Below are 16,460 nucleotides of genomic sequence, written 5' to 3' on the forward strand. Positions count from 1 at the left end.
GGGCCGCCTTGACGGGGACGCACTTGATCCAGACTTTCCGATGTCTTGCCGCGCTGCTGCTGGCGCTCTGCCTGATCCCGCCCGCGTTGGCGCAACTGCCTGATCCGGCGCGTTTCGGGCGCGCGATGGAGATGGGCGACATCCGCTCGGCAACGCGCTGGCTGGACGAAGGCCTGCCGCCGGATTTCGAAGCCGACACGGTGGGCAGCGGCATGATGATCGCGGCCTGGGACGGCAACATCGAACTGATGCAGCTGTTTCTCGAGCGCGGTGCCAACATCGATTACATCAGCCGCATCGGCGAACAGGCGATCGCGCTGGCGGCGTGGCGCGGCCATCAGAAGGCGGTCGAATGGCTGATCGAGCGCGGTGCGTCGCTCGACCCGCCGGACAAGACCTGGGGCGCGCTGCATTACGCCGCGTTCGCCGGTCACCGGCGCATCGCCGACCTGCTGATCGCGCGTGGCGCGAAGCTCGACGCGCGCGCGCCCAATCTGTCGACGCCATTGATGATGGCGGTGCGCGAAGGCCATGAAACCATCGTGCGCGCGCTGGTCGAGGCCGGCGCCAGCACGAATGCGGTGTCCGACCGCGGTGAAAATGCGCTGGCCTGGGCGCTGCGCTACAACCGGCTGCGCATCGCCGGGCTGGTCGCGCCCTCGGAAGAGGTGGCGGCGGCGGTGAAGGCGCAGCCGGTGCCGCCCGCCCCGCCGCCGCAGGCATCGGTGCCGGCGCCGCCCGATGTGGCGGCGCTGCTGAAGAAGCTGCGTGAGGCCGAGACGCGGGGCCAACCGACGGCCGCGCTGCGCAAGCAGTTCATGGCCGCGGTCGACAGCCATCGCAACAGCGCGACCCGGCAGACGGTGAAGGCCGCGCCGTCGGCGCTGGTCATTTCCGCCAAGCGTGGCAAGCCGGGTGCCGAGCGGGCCGAACTGGTGTCCGGCGCCGCGACGCCGGCGACGCAGACGCTCGCGGCCGACGCCGGTGCGCTGGACATCCTGCGCGCGATCGAGGCGGCGCAGGCGGCCGGTCAGCCGACCGAAGAACTGCGCAAGCGCTTCAGGGCGGCGGTCGAGCAGATCCGCGCGCAGTGAGCGTCGTGACCGCTTCGTGATGTGACAGGAACACCCGGCCGCCGAGCTGCGCCAGCAGATCGGTGCGCTCGAGCTTGTCCATCACCGGCCCCTTCACCTCCGACAGGTGCAGCAGCACACCCATGTCGCGCAGCCGGTGCGCCACGCTTTCCAGCATTTCGAGCGCGCTGGCATCGATGTCATTCACCGCCGAACACTGCAGCACCACGTGCTGCGCGGCAGGCTGGGCGGCGACCAGCGCGAGCATGCGGTCCTCGACCTGACGCGCATTCATGAAGTTCAGGCCTTCGTCCACCCGCAGCCCGATCAGCGACGGATCGGTTTCGACCCGGTGACGGTCCACATTCCGGTAGTGCTCGGTTCCCGGTACGCGCCCGACCACCGCCATGTGCGGCCGGCTGGCATGCCACAGCAGCGTGAGCAGCGTAAGCAGCACGCCGGCACCGACTCCGGCTTCGACGCCCGCCAGCAAGGTGACGACCAGCGTGGTGACCACGGCCGCGAAATCGGTGCGCGAACTGCGCCAGGTACGGCGCAGCGTGTCGGTGTCGACCAGCGTCATGATGGCCACGACGATGGTCGCCGCCAGCGTGGCCTGCGGCAGGTAGTGCAGCAGTGGCGTCAGCGCCAGCGCGGCCAGCGCGATGCCGACCGCGGTGAAGGCGCCGGCCGCGGGGGTCGCGGCGCCGGCGTCGAAATTCACTACCGAACGCGAAAAGCCGCCGGTCACCGGGTAGCCGCCGGTGAATGCGGCCGCGAGGTTGGACGCGCCAAGACCGACCAGTTCCTGGTCCGGCTCGATGCGCAGCCGGCGCTTGGCGGCGAAGGTCTGCGCCACCGATACCGACTCGACGAAGCCGATGATGCTGATCAGCAGCGCCGGCAGCAGCAGTTGCGACAGCAGCACGGGGTCGAAGGAGGGCAGCGTCAGCGGCGGCAGTCCGGCCGGAATGTCGCCCACCTTGCGCACGCCGATCTGGTCGAGCCGCAAGGCCCACACCAGCGCGGTGCTGCCGAGCACGGCCACCACCGGCCCGGCCTTGGCGCAGGTGTCGGCTGCGCGGGCCGACAGTCCGAGCCGGATCAACAGTGGCTTGAGCCGGCTGCGTGTCCAGTACAGGAAGATCAGCACGCCGGCACCCAGTGCCGCGGTGGGCAGGTGGGTGTCGGGAAGGTGGGCGATCAGGCCGGGCAGCAGATCGGGCAGCGTGTCGCCGCTGGCCTGAATGCCGAGCAGATGCTTGAGCTGGCTCAGCGCGATCAGCAGCGACGACGCGGTAACGAAGCCGGACACCACCGGGTGACTGAGGAAGCTGGCAAGAAAGCCCAGCCGGAGCGCGCCCATGAGGGTGAGCATGACACCGGACACGAAAGCCAGCGTCAGCGCCGCCTGCAGTCGCGCCGCCTCATCCGCCAGGCCGAGTGAACCGACCGCGGCGGCGGTCATCAGCGACACGACGGCCACCGGCCCGACCGACAGCGCGTGGCTGCTGCCGAAGATCGCGTAGGCGAACAGCGGCGCGATGCTGGCATACAGCCCGACCTGCGGCGGCAGCCCGGCCAGCTGGGCGTAGGCCAGGCTCTGCGGGATCAGCATCAGCGTGACGATGAGCGCGGCCAGCAGGTCGGCGCCGAAGGTCGGCCGGTCATAGCGCGGCGCCCAGCCGAGCACCGGCAGCCAGCGCGCCCACGCGCCGGACGTCGAGACCGGATGCGTCGGCCGGCTCACAGCACGTCGAGCGGAATCTTGAGGTAACGCGTGCCGTTGGCTTCCGGCTCGGGCAGGTGGCCGGCGCGCATGTTGACCTGCACCGACGGCAGGATCAGCACCGGCATGTCGAGCGTGGCGTCGCGCGCCGTACGCATGGCGACGAATTCGTCTTCGGCGATGCCGTCATGCACGTGGATGTTGTGCGCGCGCTGTTCGGCCACCGTGCTTTCCCACGCGGGGGCGCGGCCGCCCGGCGGGTAGTCGTGGCACATGAACAGCCGCGTGGCCGGCGGCAGCGACAGCAGCCGGCGCACCGAGCGGTACAGCGTGCGTGCGTCGCCGCCGGGGAAGTCGCAGCGTGCGGTGCCGTAGTCGGGCATGAACAGCGTGTCGCCGACGAACACCGCGTCCTCGATCACATAACTCATGCAGGCCGGCGTGTGACCCGGCGTGTGCAGCGCGCGCGCGGTCAGCGAGCCGATGGTGAAGCTGTCGCCGTCGGCGAACAGCCGGTCGAACTGGCGGCCGTCGCGCGCGAAGTCGTCACCGGCGTTGAACAGGCTGCCGAACACCTTCTGCACGGTAACGATGTGGGCACCGATGCCCAGCTGTCCGCCGAGCTGTTCGCGCAGATGCGGCGCAGCCGACAGGTGGTCGGCATGCACATGGGTTTCCAGTATCCATTCGAGTCGGGCGCCCAGTTCGCGCACGCGCGCAATCAGGCGGTCGGCGGACTGTGTCGAGGTGCGACCTGCCTTGGGATCGTAGTCGAGCACGCTGTCGACGATGGCGCAGGCTTGCGTGCTGCGGTCGAGCACGAGGTAGCTGACCGTGCTGGTGGCTTCATCGAAGAAGGCTTCGATCTGCATCGAACTGCTGGACATGAATGCTCCCTTGAATCGGATGGGAACACCTTATAACGCCTGCTGCGCCGCGTCAGTAACTGCAGTCACCGTGTCCGGCGGGGCCACCAACGAAAAACGGCGGGAGTGCCCGCCGTTTTTTCCTGCCTGTACTGCCGCGCCGTTCAGCGGTTGGCGATGTACATCGTGATTTCAAAGCCAAAACGCAGGTCGGTCGCCTTCGGGGTTTGCCAGTTCATGTCAGTCTCCTTGGTGGGTGCTGCGTACTGCATCGACGTCTGCCGTGCATGGATTGAATGATGGACGCCGCCACATCGGCACACCTGATGATGCGCACGAAAGAAGGCCCATGATTTTCATGATCGCGGCCGATTGACGCTGCCACCGGCCGGCCGCCATACTCCGCGCGCAAAATAACGGACAACCCGAACATGACGCAGGAAAACCTGTTCTGCGCACTGCGCGCAGCCTTCCCGGACGATGTCGATGCAATCGCCATCGAAACCGCCGACACGCCCGATCCGCTGTACTACACCTGGCGCGATCTCGAACGCGGTACGGCCATGCTGGCCAACCTGATCGATTCGCTCGCGCTGCCGCCGGAAAGCCGCATCGCGGTGCAGACGGAGAAGAGCGTCGAGGCGCTGATGCTCTACCTCGCCGTGCTGCGCGCGGGCCACATCTACCTTCCGCTGAACACCGCCTACCAGGCGGGCGAGGTCGAGTACTTCATCGGCAACGCCGAACCGGCCGTGGTCGTGTGCACCGACAAGAACGTCAGATGGGTGAGCGATCTCGCCGCGCGTCTGGGTACGCCGTATGTATTCACGCTGGAAGACGACCGCAGCGGCAGCCTGCTCGAGGCGGCCGCGCCGCACAGCGACCGCCACACCCCGGCGCTGCGCGCCGCCGACGATCTGGCTGCGATCCTGTACACCAGCGGCACGACCGGCCGCAGCAAGGGCGCCATGCTGACGCACGGCAACCTGCTGTCGAATGCGCAGGTGCTGAAGGAGGTGTGGGGCTGGCAGCCGGGCGACGTGCTGCTGCACGCGCTGCCGATCTTCCATGTGCATGGACTGTTCGTCGCCTCGCATGGCGCGCTGCTCAATGGCAGCCGCATGATCTGGTTCAGCCGGTTCGATCCGCGTGCGGTGGCGGCGCGCCTGTCCGGAGCCACGGTATTCATGGGCGTGCCGACGCTGTACGTGCGTCTGCTGGCCGAACCCGGCTTCACGAAGCAGACCTGCCGCAGCATGCGGCTGTTCATCAGCGGTTCGGCGCCGCTGCTCATCGACACCTTCCGCGACTTCCGGCAGCGCACCGGCCACACGATACTGGAGCGCTACGGCATGAGCGAAACCGCGATGCTCACGTCCAACCCTTACCGGCCGGAAGACCAGCGCCGCGGCGGCACGGTCGGGCCGGCGCTGCCGGGTGTGAGCCTGCGGGTGCGCGACGACCGCGGGCAATCGCTGCCGGCGGGCGACATCGGCGGCATCGAGGTGCGCGGACCGAACGTGTTCAAGGGTTACTGGCGCATGCCGGAAAAGACCGCATCAGAATTCACCGCCGACGGCTGGTTCATGACCGGCGACGTCGGCCATCTGAGTGTGGACGGCTACGTGACCATCGTCGGCCGCAGCAAGGACCTGATCATCAGCGGCGGCTACAACGTGTATCCGGCCGAGATCGAAAGCGTCATCAACGACATGCCGGGCGTGGCGGAATCGGCGGTGGTCGGCGTGCCGCACGCCGACTTCGGCGAGGCGGTGGTCGCCATCGTCGTCGCGAAACCGGGTACGGCGCTCGACGCCTCCGCGATGACGGCACGGCTGAAGGCGCAGATCGCCAACTTCAAGGTACCGAAACGGCTGTTCGTCGTAGCCGAACTGCCGCGCAACACGATGGGCAAGGTGCAGAAGAACCTTTTGCGCGACGCGCACCGTGCGCTGTTCGCGACATGACTGAAGCCGCCGTGGGCGAACCCGACCGCTGCCCGCGCTGCGCGGGCCATTTCACCTGTGGCGCGGCCGGGCCGGCGCCCTGCGACTGCTTCACGCTGAAGATCGACCCCGAGGTGCTGGCCGCGCTGCGCGAACGCTACGTGGGTTGCCTGTGCCTTGCCTGCCTGCACGAACTCGCCGTTCCGCCGGTCTCGGGGCCGGCTTGACGCGCAGCGTCAGGGCTTGGGTGCAGGCTCCGGGGCCGTGGCGGGTGTGGCGGCCGGAGCGGTCGCCGGCGCGCTACCCGCCGGCGCGCTCTTGGGCTGGATGATGGCGCGCACGCGCTTCGACTGGTCGCCACCCGACGGCACCGCCTTCGCGTCGCTCGAATTGGTGACCGTATAGTTTTCGCTGATCGAGTTGTATTCGATGTACTGGCCGCGCACCTCGTCACCGCCGCTTTTCACGTGGGCGCGCACGTAGAAGCGGGTGATTTCGGTCCTGGCGTCGTGCTCGATGCGCTCCGCCTCCCCTTCCATCCACAGGTCCTGACCGTCGCGCTTCTGCCGGAAGCGCGCCAGACCGTTTTCGCCGCCGGTGGCCACGCCCTTCTGGTAGCCGGTGGCATCCTGCGTCACCACGACCTTGTTGGCCTTGATGGTCAGCGTGCCTTGCGTGAACACCACATTGCCTTCGAAGTTGTGGGTTTTCGTACGGTCGTCCACCGTCACCTTGTCGGCTTCGAGATTGACCGGCTTGTCGCGGTCGGCGCGTTCAGCCTGGGCGGTGGTCGGCAGGCCGGCTGCCAGCAGCAGGGCCAGGGTGGTCAATGCGGCAGTGATCTGACGCGAAATCATGGGCGGCGGGCTCTTTCTATGGTGGCTTTGACGCGCGATTCGAGTACGTATTGTTCCTTGATGCGGTCAGCGACCATGCCAACGCCGGTCGCCACCGACTTGCCCTGCGTCATGCGCACCGGCTGATCGGTGCGCGCGATTTCCTCTTCCGGATACACATACAGCAGCGTGGTCGCCAGCGTCATTTCGGCGCGGCCCGGACTGGCTTCGCGCAGCACCCGCACATTGTCGCGCAGGATGGCTTCCTTGCCATCCTTGGTCAGCAGTGCGCGTTCGGAGCTGATGTGGGTCGGTGCCAGCTTGCCTTCATAGCGCAGCGTCGGGTGGTCGAGTTCGGCCGAGTCGTCGTCCGGGAAGTGGCGCATCTGCCGGGCGGTCAGGGTGTGCTGTATCGCGCCGGTTTCGTCGTAGCGGTACAGCGTGAAGTTGTCGATGATCACGTCCGGGTCGTGACGCAGGCTGCCGCTCGACGGCTTGTCGTCGATGCGCGTCGTGCGCTCGAGCCAGATCGTCATGCCGGCGAGTCCGATCAGGATGAGCAGCGGCAGCGCCTGCTGGATGCGCCGGTTCAACGCAGGCAGTCCTGCAGCAGCGCGTCGAGCGCGCCGCGTGCGTCGAGCAGGTATTCGCACACCTCGCGCACCGCGCCGCGGCCGCCGTCGGCCTCGGCGATCCAGCGCGCATGCTGGAGCACGAAGAAGTGGGCATTGGCCGGCGCCGCTGAAAAACCGCAGGCGCGCATCACCGGCAGGTCGACGATGTCGTCGCCCATGTAGCCGCAATGCTCCAGCGGAATGTCACGTTCGGCCGCCAGTTCGCGCATCGCGTCGCGCTTGTTCTCGACGCCGAGCAGCGCGGTGGTGATGCCGAGATTGGCTGCGCGGTGACGCACCGCCGCCGACGAGCGGCCGGAAATGATGACGATTTCGACGCCGGCGCCGGCCAGCATCTTCAGTCCGTGTCCGTCCAGCGTGTTGAAGCCCTTCATCAGGTCGCCGTCCGGGCCGAACCAGATCGTGCCGTCGGTCATCACGCCGTCGACGTCGAATCCCATCAGGCGGACCTTGCCCGCCACCTCGCGTACTGCGTTGCCGTCCATGTTCAGATCACCTTGGCCAGCATCAGGTCGTGCATGCTCAGCGCGCCGGCCAGTGCGCCGTGTTCATCGGTCACCAGCAACTGGTTGACCCGGTTGCGTTCCATCACCTCGGCCGCTTCGGCGGCCAGCTTCGCCTCGCTGATCGAGCGCGGCTGACGGCTCATCACGTCGGCCACCGGTACGGTGCGCACGTCGCCCAGGCGGTCGATCGCGCGCCGCAGGTCGCCGTCGGTGAACACCCCGGCCACGCCGCCGGCTTCGTCCAGCACCACGGTCATGCCCATGCCGCCGCGTGTCACCTGCAGCAGCGCTTCGGTCACCGTGCTGTCAACACCCACCGTCGGCACGTCGGCGCGCGCGCGCATCACGTCGCGCACATGGGTCAGCAGGCGCCGGCCGAGCGCGCCGCCCGGGTGGCTGCGTGCGAAGTCGTCTTCGCGGAAGCCGCGGGCGTCGAGCAGCGCAACCGCCAGTGCGTCACCGAGCGCCAGCGCGCAGGTGGTGCTGGCAGTCGGGGCAAGATTCAGCGGGCAGGCTTCCGTCGCAACGCCGGCGTCCAGATGCACGTCGGCCAGCCGGGCCAGCGTCGAATCCGGCTTGCCGGTCATCGCGATCGTGCGGCCACCCTGCCGGCGCACCAGCGGTACCACCGCCAGCAGCTCGGCTGTTTCGCCGGAATTGGACAGCGCGATCAGCACATCGTCACGATGGATCATGCCCAGATCGCCGTGCAGCGCCTCGGCGGCATGGACGAAGTAGGCCGGCGTGCCGGTGCTGGCCATCGTCGCGGCGATCTTGCGCGCGATGTGGCCGGATTTGCCCAGACCGCTGACGATGACGCGGCCGGTGCTGTCGAGCACCAGCCGGACCGCGGCGGCGAAGTCTTCGCCCAGGCGATCGGACAGCGCGTCGATCGCGCGCGCTTCGATGTCGAGTACGCGACGGGCTGCGGCGACGATGTCTTCGGTGACCGGCGGGGAACTGTGTGTCATGGGTCTGGCGGGGGAAGGCACGGTTGATCCGGCAGTTGCCCGCAGCGCGAGCATTCGGGTGGATCGGTTATGATCGACGCGGATTATAACAACCTGCCCACGGCAGGCGGCCGGCCATCCGCTCATGGCCCTGCCGCCCCTTCTTGCCCACCATGTCCGCACTCGAGCTGGTCCTGCTGTTGCTCGCCGCTTCGGTGCTGGTGGTCGGCCTTTTCCGCAGCATCGGACTGCCGCCCATACTCGGTTACCTGCTGGTCGGTGCACTGGCCGGCCCGCACGCGCTGGCGTTCATTCCCGATACCGACGAGGCGCGCCAGTTCGCCGAATACGGCATCGTATTCCTGATGTTTTCCATCGGCCTCGAATTCTCGCTGCCCAAGCTGTTTTCGATGAAGCGCGTGGTGTTCGGCCTGGGCGGCATGCAGGTGGCGCTGTCGGTGGCGGGCGTCATCACGTTCGCCTGGCTGTTCGGGCTGAGCCTCAAGGGCGCGATCGCTGTCGGCGCGGCCATTGCCATGTCGTCCACCGCGGTGCTGATCAAGCTGCTGGTCGAGCGGATGGAGCTCGATTCGGCGCACGGCCGGCAGGTGATCGGCGTGCTGCTGTTCCAGGATCTGGCCGTCGTGCCCTTCCTGGTGGTGATTCCGGTGCTTTCGCTCGGCGCCGAGGAAAGTATGGAAGCGCTGGCGCTGGCCGGCGTGAAGGCGGCCGTGGCGCTCACCCTCATCCTGTATCTGGGCCCGCGCCTGATGCAGCGCTGGTTCTTCGTCGTGGCGCAGCGCAAGTCGCCCGAGCTGTTCATGCTCAACGTGCTGCTGGTGACGCTGGGCATGGCGTTCGCGACCGAGCACGCCGGGCTGTCGCTGGCGCTCGGTGCCTTCCTGGCCGGCATGCTGATCTCGGAAACGCAGTACCGGTATCAGGTGGAAGAAGACATCAAGCCGTTCCGCGACGTGCTGCTCGGCCTGTTCTTCGTCACCATCGGCATGAAGCTCAATCTGGCGCTGGTGTTGTCCGAGCTGTTCTTCGTGCTGGTGACGGTGCTGTTCATCCTGATCGGCAAGTTCGTGGTCGCCGCGGCGGCGTCGCGATTCTTCGGCTCGTCGCCCGGCACGGCGCTGCGCGTCGGTCTGTGGCTGTGCGCCGGCGGCGAATTCGGCTTCGTGCTGATGGCGCTGGCCGATTCGGCCAACCTGCTGCCCGACCGCATCCTGCAGATCGTGCTCGCCTCGCTGCTGCTGAGCTTGCTGACCGCACCCATCCTCGCCCACTACGCCGACCGCATCGTGCTGCGGCTGGTGCCGTCGGAATGGCTGATGCGCTCGATGCAGCTCACGTCGATCGCCGCCCAGTCGCTGGCCACCGACGGTCACGCCATCGTCTGCGGCTACGGCCGCAACGGGCAGTACCTCGGGCGTTTCCTGGAAAACGAGGGCATTTCGTTCATCGCGCTCGACCTCGATCCGGAGCGGGTGCGCGAGGCGGCAGCGGCCGGAGAAACGGTGGTGTTCGGCGACGCCGGCAAGCGTGAAACGCTGATCGCGGCCGGGCTGACGCGGGCATCCATCGTCGTCATCACGTTTGTCGACACCGAGGCGGCGCTGCGCGTGATTCACCTGGTCAATGAGCTGCATGCCGAAGTGCCGGTGGTCGTGCGCACCTTCGACGAGCGCGACTACGACAAGCTGTCGTCCGCGGGCGCCACCGAAGTGGTGCCGGAATCGCTCGAATCGTCACTGATGCTGGCCACCCACGCGCTGGTGCTGCTGGGCATTCCGCTGCACCGCGTGCTCAAGCGCATCCGCCAGTTCCGCGGCGACCGCTACCACCTGTTGCGCGGGCTGTACCGTGGTGCCGAACATCTGGCGGAAGAGGCGGCGACCGATCAGCAGCACACACGTTTGCATTCGGTGCCGCTGGCGCCCGGCGCATGGGCCATCGGACACCGCATCGACGAATTCCACTTCAACGACATCCGCGTCGAGGTGAGTGCGATCCGCCGGCGCGGCATCCGGGCGCTGGAGCCGAGTTCCGACCTGGCGTTTGAAAGCGGCGATGTGGTGGTGCTGCTGGGCGCGCCGGCCGAACTGGCTCAGGCCGAATCGCGCCTGCTCAAGGGCTGAGCGGCCATTCCTGCGAATCCGACGTCAGAACGCCACGCACACCGTGTAGCGATCAGCCGCGGTTTCGGCCGCGGCGTCGATGTTGGAGGCGGTCGATGTGGCCGACGGCGTGCCATTGACGTCGATCATTGCGCGCACGTTGCCGGTGTTGGTGACGCCGTCGTCCATGGTCGAATCGACCTGACGCGCGAGGCGGGCGGTGATGCCGGACGAACAGATGAAGAAGGCGCCGGTCATCGGCCGCGAATCCGGACCGCTGCCGGTGGCCGGCGTGATCGGCGAGGTGCTGGTGATGCCGATGGTGCCGTTGTCGGCGTTGCGCGGCAGGTAGGCCGGGTCGCTTTCGACGGTCGGGCCGGTCAGCAGGTTGGCCAGTCGCAGGTGCTGCCACACCAGACGCGACTCGTCGGTCGCGGTGGTCGAGTTCCAGTTGCCGCCGATGCGGCCGTTGCCCTGGGTTTCCGGCGTGCCCGGCGTGGTCGCCAGCGTGCCCGCGACGTGCTGCACCACGGCCGGATCATCGCCCGGCATGAAGCGGAAGCGGTCCTGGTAGGCGTACACGGCGGTCGACATCGTGCGGAAGTCATTCACCAGACTTTTCGCCTTGGCGCTGTTGATCAGTTCCTGCCCCTTGAGCACGCCGCCCAGCAGCAGACCGATAATGACGAGCACGATGGCGATTTCGACCAGCGTGAACCCTTGTTGATTGGCTTTCATGTGAATCCTCCGTATGCGTCCCGACGATGCAGATTCCGTGCCCGAACGGACGATACCGGGAGTGTTTCCTTGATTCCGCTGATTTGGAAACGTTTTTTTTCATTGGCGAAGGTGAACGACCGTTCACAACCCGGCTGTTCCGGTGTGAAAGGCACGCAACATGACCGGATCCGGACAGTCCTGTCACGATCCGGTCACCTTTCGCGGGGGTGCGCCACGACCGATGAAAGCAGGGCGACACCGTGATGCGACGTCCTGCCGTTCCGCGCCGCATGCGCGTTATGTGGCTGACGCGCGCGCAGCCCTGGCTGCTGCTGGGCGTTCTGGTGAGCCTGCATCTGCTGCTGTGGCTGGACGACGACCTGCTGTTCGGTCGCGCGCTGCTGCTGCCCCACCTCGGCCTCCTGCTGCTGTGGCAACCGCTGCTGCGTGCGCAGTCCCGCATCGAATGGCCGGTGCTGGTGGGGCTGTGCGCGCTGGTCGGCGTGTTCCTGTGGTTCTTCGGGCCACTGGCGCTCAGCCTGTGGCTGCTGCTGCTGGCCGGTCTGGTCGGCGGCAAGGTGTTCTTTTCGCGCTCGCGCGGGCCGCGCATCTACTACCTCGGCGCACTGGCCTACCTGATCACGGCGCTGCTGACGATCGCACTGCCGCGGGCGCTGCCGCCCGGCCTGCCGGTGCCGTCCGGCATCGATGTGCTCGGGCTGTGGCTGGCGCCGCTTGCCTTGACCGTCATGCTGCTGGTGCCCGGTCGCGAGCGGGTCGACCGCGACCGCGAAGTGCTCGACTTCGTGTCCGGCACCTTCGTGCTGTTGCTGCTCGCGGTGCTCGTGCTGGGCACGCTGGCGGCGATGCAGCTGGCCGGTGTCGATTACCTGCGCGCGCTGCTCGCCACGCTGGGCGTGCTGGCCACCGCATTGATGGTGATGGGCTGGGCGTGGAATCCGCGCGCCGGTTTCGGCGGCGTCAGCGTCGCCTTCACCCGCTACGTGCTGTCGCTGGCGCTGCCCTATGAGCGCTGGCTGGAAAGTCTGGCGTCGCTGTCGCAGGAAGAAAGCCGGCCGGAGGAATTTGTCGCCCGCGCCGCGAACCGCCTGCTCGCCCTGCCGCTGATCAGCGGCGGAGAGTGGACGACTCGCGGTGGCGAGTGGCGCACCCGCAGCGGTGCGAACGCCGCGCCACCGCGTCGCTTCGGCGAGGTGGCCGCGCACCGGCAGGATTTCGAACACCCGTTGCTCGACCTGACGCTCTATACCGCACGCCCGCTGTCCGGCGGTCTGCTGTGGCATTTCAACCTGCTGGTGCAGTTGCTCGGCCAGTTCTACCAGGCCCAGCTGCGCACCGAAGAACTGCGCCGCCTGTCCTATCTGTCGGCGATCCACGACACCGGCGCGCGTCTGACGCACGACGTGAAGAACCTGCTGCAGTCGCTCAACACCCTCTGTTTCGCCGCCCGCGAAGCCACGGACCCGGACAGCGCCGCCCGCGCCAACGCGCTGCTGGCGAGGCAGCTGCCGGTCATCAGCGCCCGGCTCGAAGCCACGCTGGACAAGCTGCGCCGCCCGCAGCCGGTCGACGGCGAATGGACGCCGGCCCCCGAATGGCTGCAGGCCACCGCGGCCCATTTCGCCGGGCAGGGCGTGACGGTCGAAGGCATGACCGAACCCGACCAGCGCTTGCCCGGCGCGCTGTACACGACCGTTGCGGAAAACCTGGTTGGCAACGCGCTGCAGAAGCGGCTTGCCGAACCGGGCATCGCCATCGTGCTGCGCCTCGGCGGTGACCGGCTGTCGGTCGAAGACAGCGGCAGCGCCATCGCCGCCGATCTGGCCGGAAACCTCCTGCAGGCACCGGTCGCCTCCGCCAGCGGTCTGGGTGTCGGGCTGTACCAGTCGGCACTGCTCGCCCGCGCCAGCGGCTTCCGCCTGCAGCTCGACCACAACCGCGAAGGCTGCGTCCGCTTCGTGCTGGCACCCGAGCCCACGCACTGACCCGCCATGCAGCGCCGGCCGTGGAGGTCTTCTGTGAGAACCGCGACGGCTTCAGAACTGGCGATGTTTTTCGTAGGAGCGGACCCTGTCCGCGATAGGCGCGTTGATCAAGCGGAGTCGCCATTTCGGAGACCGGGATCGCCTGCGGGGCAGGCTCCTACGAAAACCGCGACGGTTTCAGAACTGGCGATGTTTTTCGCAGGAGCGGACCCTGTCCGCGATAGGCACGTTGATCAAGCGACGTCGCCATTTCGGAGACCGAATCGCCTGCGGGGCAGGCTCCTACGAAAACCGTGAAGGCTAAAAGACTGGCGGTGTTTTTCGTAGGAGCGGACCCCGTCCGCGATAGGCGCGTTGATCAAGCGACGTCGCCGTCTCGGAGACGGGAATCGCCTGCGGGGGCGGAGCGGGGGTTTCGGCGAGCACGGCTCGCCGCCCGTGGAGCCGGTCGGCCATGCAGGGCCGACCGTGGAACGGCTCCTACGAAAACCGCGACGGTTTCAGAACTGGCGATGTTTTTCGTAGGAGCGGACCCCGTCCGCGATCCGCACGTTGATCAAGCGACGTCGCCGTCTCGGAGACGGGAATCGCCTGCAGGGCAGGCTCCTACGAAAACCCGCGACGGCTTCATGACTGGCGACGTCGCTTGTAGGAGCGGACCCTGTCCGCGATCCGGCGGTGAATACGGCGCATCGACGCTGGGCTACTTCGCTTCGGCAAAGCCCTTCGCCAGCGCATCCACGCGCGAGCGGTTCACGCCGAAATCGGAATAGCCGGTCCGCGCACCGGAGCGGTAGTGGATGACCGACGCACCGGCGTCGATTGCGAACTCTGCAGCATCGACGAAGCGGAAGATGCGCGAGCGGAATTCGGCGGCGATGAAGCCGGGCTCTTCGCGGGTGATGGTGGCGCGCGGCTGGGCGAGGATGACCTGCTTCAGACGCGCCTGCGCGGCGGCGGCGTCGCCGCTGAATGGAATCGGCGCCATCTTCGCCGCGCTGTCCGACCGGGTCGATACGCAGTTGGGCGAGTCGGGGCAGGGCGTCAGCACGCGCGGGGCGGCATCGGCGGCGAGGGCGGTGGCGGCGCAGGCCGCCAGTGCCAGTGCGGCGTCGCGGGTTTTCATGGTGTGCTCCTTGAGCCACGCCAGTACGTCGGCGGCATTGCGATCGGGCGGAAACACCGGGTAGAACACCTTGAGGATGCGTGCGTCGTCGGTGATCAGCGTGAGCCGCCGGTACAGCTCCAGACCGGCCGCGGTGAAGGTAGGCAGGCGCAACGCGGCCTTGAGCTGCAGGCCGTCGTCGCTCAGCAGCGGAAACGGCAGGTGCAGGCGCGCCGCGGCTTCCTGCTGGTAATGGCTGGTCTGGCTGCTCAGCCCGAACACGCCGGCGCCCAGCGCCGCCAGTTCGACATGGTGATCGCGGAACGCGCACGACTGCGGTGTGCAGCCGCGTGCGCCGGGTATCGCGTCCCAGCCGTCGGGCAGCGGCGCATCCGGCCGGCCGGTCATCGGATACACGTAGATCACCTGCAGGCCGCGCAGCGCCGCGAGATCGGTCGTGCCGCCGTCGGTGCGCGGCAGCGCCAGCGCGGGCAGAGGCATCCCTTCGAGATGGGCGGCCGCCCTGTCGTCGAGCGGCACCGGCAGGTCGTCGGGCAGGGTGGTCAGCGATGTCGCCATATATATATGCGGTGCGTGCCTCGCTTGCTTGCCCGGAGCACCTACCAGGTGAGCGTGCGCGTGTTGTCGCGGAACAGCGCTTCGCCGACCCGCTGTGGGTCGTCAAGCTGCATGCCCTGCATCAGACTGGCTTCGGTCACGCCGTAGTGGCGCATGCACACTCGGCACACGAGTACCACGGCGCCCTTGCCCATCAGTTCGCGCAGCAGTTTCTGCTGATTGACGAAGTTGCGCAGGTTGGTGCTGCTGCCCATGCGCACGGCCTGATCGTTCAGCAGCAAGGTCAGCGCGTGGCCGCGCGCCATCTGGTCCCGCGCGAAGATGAGTCCGGTTTCCGAGCGCTGCGAATTGTCAGTGGTCAGGTTGAGGAACAGCGACGGGGGTTCGGCGGCAAACACCGGCATGCCCGCTGCGGCGACGATCAGTGCAATCGGCAGCAGCAGGCGTGAGGCAAAAGACATCAGGTTTCCTTCCACGATAGATCAAGGGTGACATGCATGAATTGCCGCTTGCACGGCGCATTGCACCCATAAGTATCGCGCATTGCACCGCCTTGGTCGGGACAGCCTTGCGAAGGGGACGTTCCTCGTCGGGCCTCATTACTGCGCGACAGACACTTCCCGCGTCGTGACAGGCCCTGGAATGGAGGGGCGACGCAGCACGCTGTCCCGGCGTGACCGATGCTGCACTGCTCCGGCCAGCCTGCATACTCCCCGCGTGTGCAGCGAGGTCCGCCAGCGAACGGCGCGCACGCCATCCAGGCCCGGCTGACGCCGACGCACCGGATCATCGAACCATCGAGCGACGCCGTCGGATCGGCCAGCGAGCCTGACGTCGGGTCGACTTTCTTGCCCGCCGGAAGGGAATGAACCATGGATACTCAGGACGACGTGCTGATCAACAACCGCGTGATGCTCGTGCATTTCGACAGCTACAGCACCGCGCTCGTGTTTGCGAAGTGGAATGACACATTGCTTCTGCCGGCAGCGCTTCCCGCTTCCGCCGAACTGACGTCAGCGCCCGATGAGCTCGCCGCTGCGCATGATGGCGACGCGGTGAAGGCGGCGGTCATCGAGCGGCTGGGGCTCAATCCGGCCGAGGTGGTGCGCGCCGGCGATTTCAATCACTGGGTGTCCACCGAAACCGGCCCGGTCAGGGTGCATCTGCTGCGCTTCACCACCTTCGAGGCGCCGAAGGCCGCCCTCGAACCGCACGGCGGCGTGTTCCGGCCGATCAGCGCACTGCGCGGCGGCGCGCCGGTGGAACTGCTGTTGGCGCGAGAGGTGTTCAATCTGATCGTCGGTGCGGGTGGGGGCAAGGGATAGGGGCGCGCTGCCCGGTGTGCAGTTCGCTGGCGGGGATCCATCGCAGGTCGGTCGCCAGACG

Annotated in this window: 16 protein-coding genes; 6 read left to right on the plus strand and 10 right to left on the minus strand. The window is 67.6% G+C overall.

What is annotated here, in order from left to right:
• Nucleotides 1–23: 23 nt before the first annotated feature.
• Nucleotides 24–1,094: an ankyrin repeat domain-containing protein gene (locus Q8Q80_RS06935; RefSeq protein ID WP_305632221.1), complete on the plus strand. Its 1,071-nt coding sequence runs from the start codon at nt 24–26 to the stop codon at nt 1,092–1,094.
• Here Q8Q80_RS06935 and Q8Q80_RS06940 read toward each other — a convergent pair.
• From Q8Q80_RS06940 to pqqA, 3 genes are all read right to left on the minus strand, one after another.
• On the minus strand, nt 1,060–2,823 hold the full coding sequence (locus Q8Q80_RS06940; RefSeq protein WP_305632222.1) for a SulP family inorganic anion transporter: 1,764 nt from the start codon (nt 2,821–2,823) through the stop codon (nt 1,060–1,062). The genes Q8Q80_RS06935 and Q8Q80_RS06940 overlap by 35 nt on opposite strands.
• On the minus strand, nt 2,820–3,689 hold the full coding sequence (locus Q8Q80_RS06945; RefSeq protein WP_305632223.1) for an MBL fold metallo-hydrolase: 870 nt from the start codon (nt 3,687–3,689) through the stop codon (nt 2,820–2,822). The genes Q8Q80_RS06940 and Q8Q80_RS06945 overlap by 4 nt, the downstream gene beginning before the upstream one ends.
• A gap of 143 nt (nt 3,690–3,832) precedes the next feature.
• Nucleotides 3,833–3,907 carry a pyrroloquinoline quinone precursor peptide PqqA gene (gene pqqA / locus Q8Q80_RS06950; RefSeq protein WP_083224124.1) on the minus strand — a complete coding sequence of 25 codons (75 nt, stop codon included), beginning with the start codon at nt 3,905–3,907 and terminating at the stop codon, nt 3,833–3,835.
• Nucleotides 3,908–4,099: 192 nt separating this feature from the next.
• On the opposite strand from pqqA, the gene Q8Q80_RS06955 reads away from it, so the two are divergent.
• Nucleotides 4,100–5,635 carry a malonyl-CoA synthase gene (locus Q8Q80_RS06955; RefSeq protein WP_305632224.1) on the plus strand — a complete coding sequence of 512 codons (1,536 nt, stop codon included), beginning with the start codon at nt 4,100–4,102 and terminating at the stop codon, nt 5,633–5,635.
• Nucleotides 5,632–5,841: a cysteine-rich CWC family protein gene (locus tag Q8Q80_RS06960; RefSeq protein WP_305632225.1), complete on the plus strand. Its 210-nt coding sequence runs from the start codon at nt 5,632–5,634 to the stop codon at nt 5,839–5,841. The genes Q8Q80_RS06955 and Q8Q80_RS06960 overlap by 4 nt, the downstream gene beginning before the upstream one ends.
• 9 nt (nt 5,842–5,850) lie before the next feature.
• Here Q8Q80_RS06960 and lptA read toward each other — a convergent pair whose 3' ends face one another.
• From lptA to Q8Q80_RS06980, 4 genes are read right to left on the minus strand one after another with little or no spacing between them, the layout of a single operon-like run.
• On the minus strand, nt 5,851–6,471 hold the full coding sequence (lptA, locus tag Q8Q80_RS06965; RefSeq protein WP_305632226.1) for a lipopolysaccharide transport periplasmic protein LptA: 621 nt from the start codon (nt 6,469–6,471) through the stop codon (nt 5,851–5,853).
• Nucleotides 6,468–7,043 (minus strand): LPS export ABC transporter periplasmic protein LptC, encoded by a 576-nt coding sequence (gene lptC / locus Q8Q80_RS06970; protein ID WP_305632227.1) that lies wholly within the window; start codon nt 7,041–7,043, stop codon nt 6,468–6,470. The genes lptA and lptC overlap by 4 nt, the downstream gene beginning before the upstream one ends.
• Complete coding sequence (locus tag Q8Q80_RS06975; RefSeq protein ID WP_305632228.1) at nt 7,040–7,570, minus strand: HAD family hydrolase; 531 nt, start codon at nt 7,568–7,570, stop codon at nt 7,040–7,042. Before Q8Q80_RS06975 ends, lptC begins: the two co-directional genes overlap by 4 nt.
• A gap of 2 nt (nt 7,571–7,572) precedes the next feature.
• Nucleotides 7,573–8,562, minus strand: a complete 990-nt coding sequence (locus Q8Q80_RS06980) for an SIS domain-containing protein (protein WP_305632229.1) — start codon at nt 8,560–8,562, stop codon at nt 7,573–7,575.
• A gap of 152 nt (nt 8,563–8,714) precedes the next feature.
• On the opposite strand from Q8Q80_RS06980, the gene Q8Q80_RS06985 reads away from it, so the two are divergent.
• Nucleotides 8,715–10,685, plus strand: coding sequence for a monovalent cation:proton antiporter family protein (locus Q8Q80_RS06985; protein ID WP_305632230.1), 1,971 nt, complete (start codon nt 8,715–8,717; stop codon nt 10,683–10,685).
• 24 nt (nt 10,686–10,709) lie between these two features.
• On the opposite strand, the gene Q8Q80_RS06990 is transcribed toward Q8Q80_RS06985, so the two are convergent.
• A complete protein-coding gene (locus tag Q8Q80_RS06990) occupies nt 10,710–11,402 on the minus strand; it encodes a prepilin-type N-terminal cleavage/methylation domain-containing protein (RefSeq protein ID WP_257079425.1) in 693 nt (230 codons plus the stop codon).
• A 281-nt stretch (nt 11,403–11,683) separates the two neighbouring features.
• Here Q8Q80_RS06990 and Q8Q80_RS06995 point away from each other — a divergent pair, with 281 nt between their 5' ends.
• Nucleotides 11,684–13,390 carry a sensor histidine kinase gene (locus Q8Q80_RS06995; RefSeq protein WP_305632231.1) on the plus strand — a complete coding sequence of 569 codons (1,707 nt, stop codon included), beginning with the start codon at nt 11,684–11,686 and terminating at the stop codon, nt 13,388–13,390.
• A gap of 703 nt (nt 13,391–14,093) precedes the next feature.
• Here Q8Q80_RS06995 and Q8Q80_RS19795 read toward each other — a convergent pair.
• On the minus strand, nt 14,094–15,074 hold the full coding sequence (locus tag Q8Q80_RS19795) for a DUF1499 domain-containing protein (RefSeq protein WP_371132713.1): 981 nt from the start codon (nt 15,072–15,074) through the stop codon (nt 14,094–14,096).
• Between the two features lie 41 nt (nt 15,075–15,115).
• Nucleotides 15,116–15,535 carry a DsrE family protein gene (locus Q8Q80_RS07010; protein ID WP_305632232.1) on the minus strand — a complete coding sequence of 140 codons (420 nt, stop codon included), beginning with the start codon at nt 15,533–15,535 and terminating at the stop codon, nt 15,116–15,118.
• 411 nt (nt 15,536–15,946) lie between these two features.
• Between Q8Q80_RS07010 and Q8Q80_RS07015 the strand changes: the two genes are divergently transcribed.
• Entirely contained in the window at nt 15,947–16,399 is a 453-nt protein-coding gene (locus Q8Q80_RS07015; RefSeq protein ID WP_305632233.1) for a hypothetical protein, read from the plus strand.
• The last annotated feature ends 61 nt before the right edge of the window (nt 16,400–16,460 follow it).

The organism is Methyloversatilis sp. (assembly GCF_030698125.1).
In the GTDB taxonomy this organism is placed as follows: Bacteria; Pseudomonadota; Gammaproteobacteria; order Burkholderiales; family Rhodocyclaceae; genus Methyloversatilis.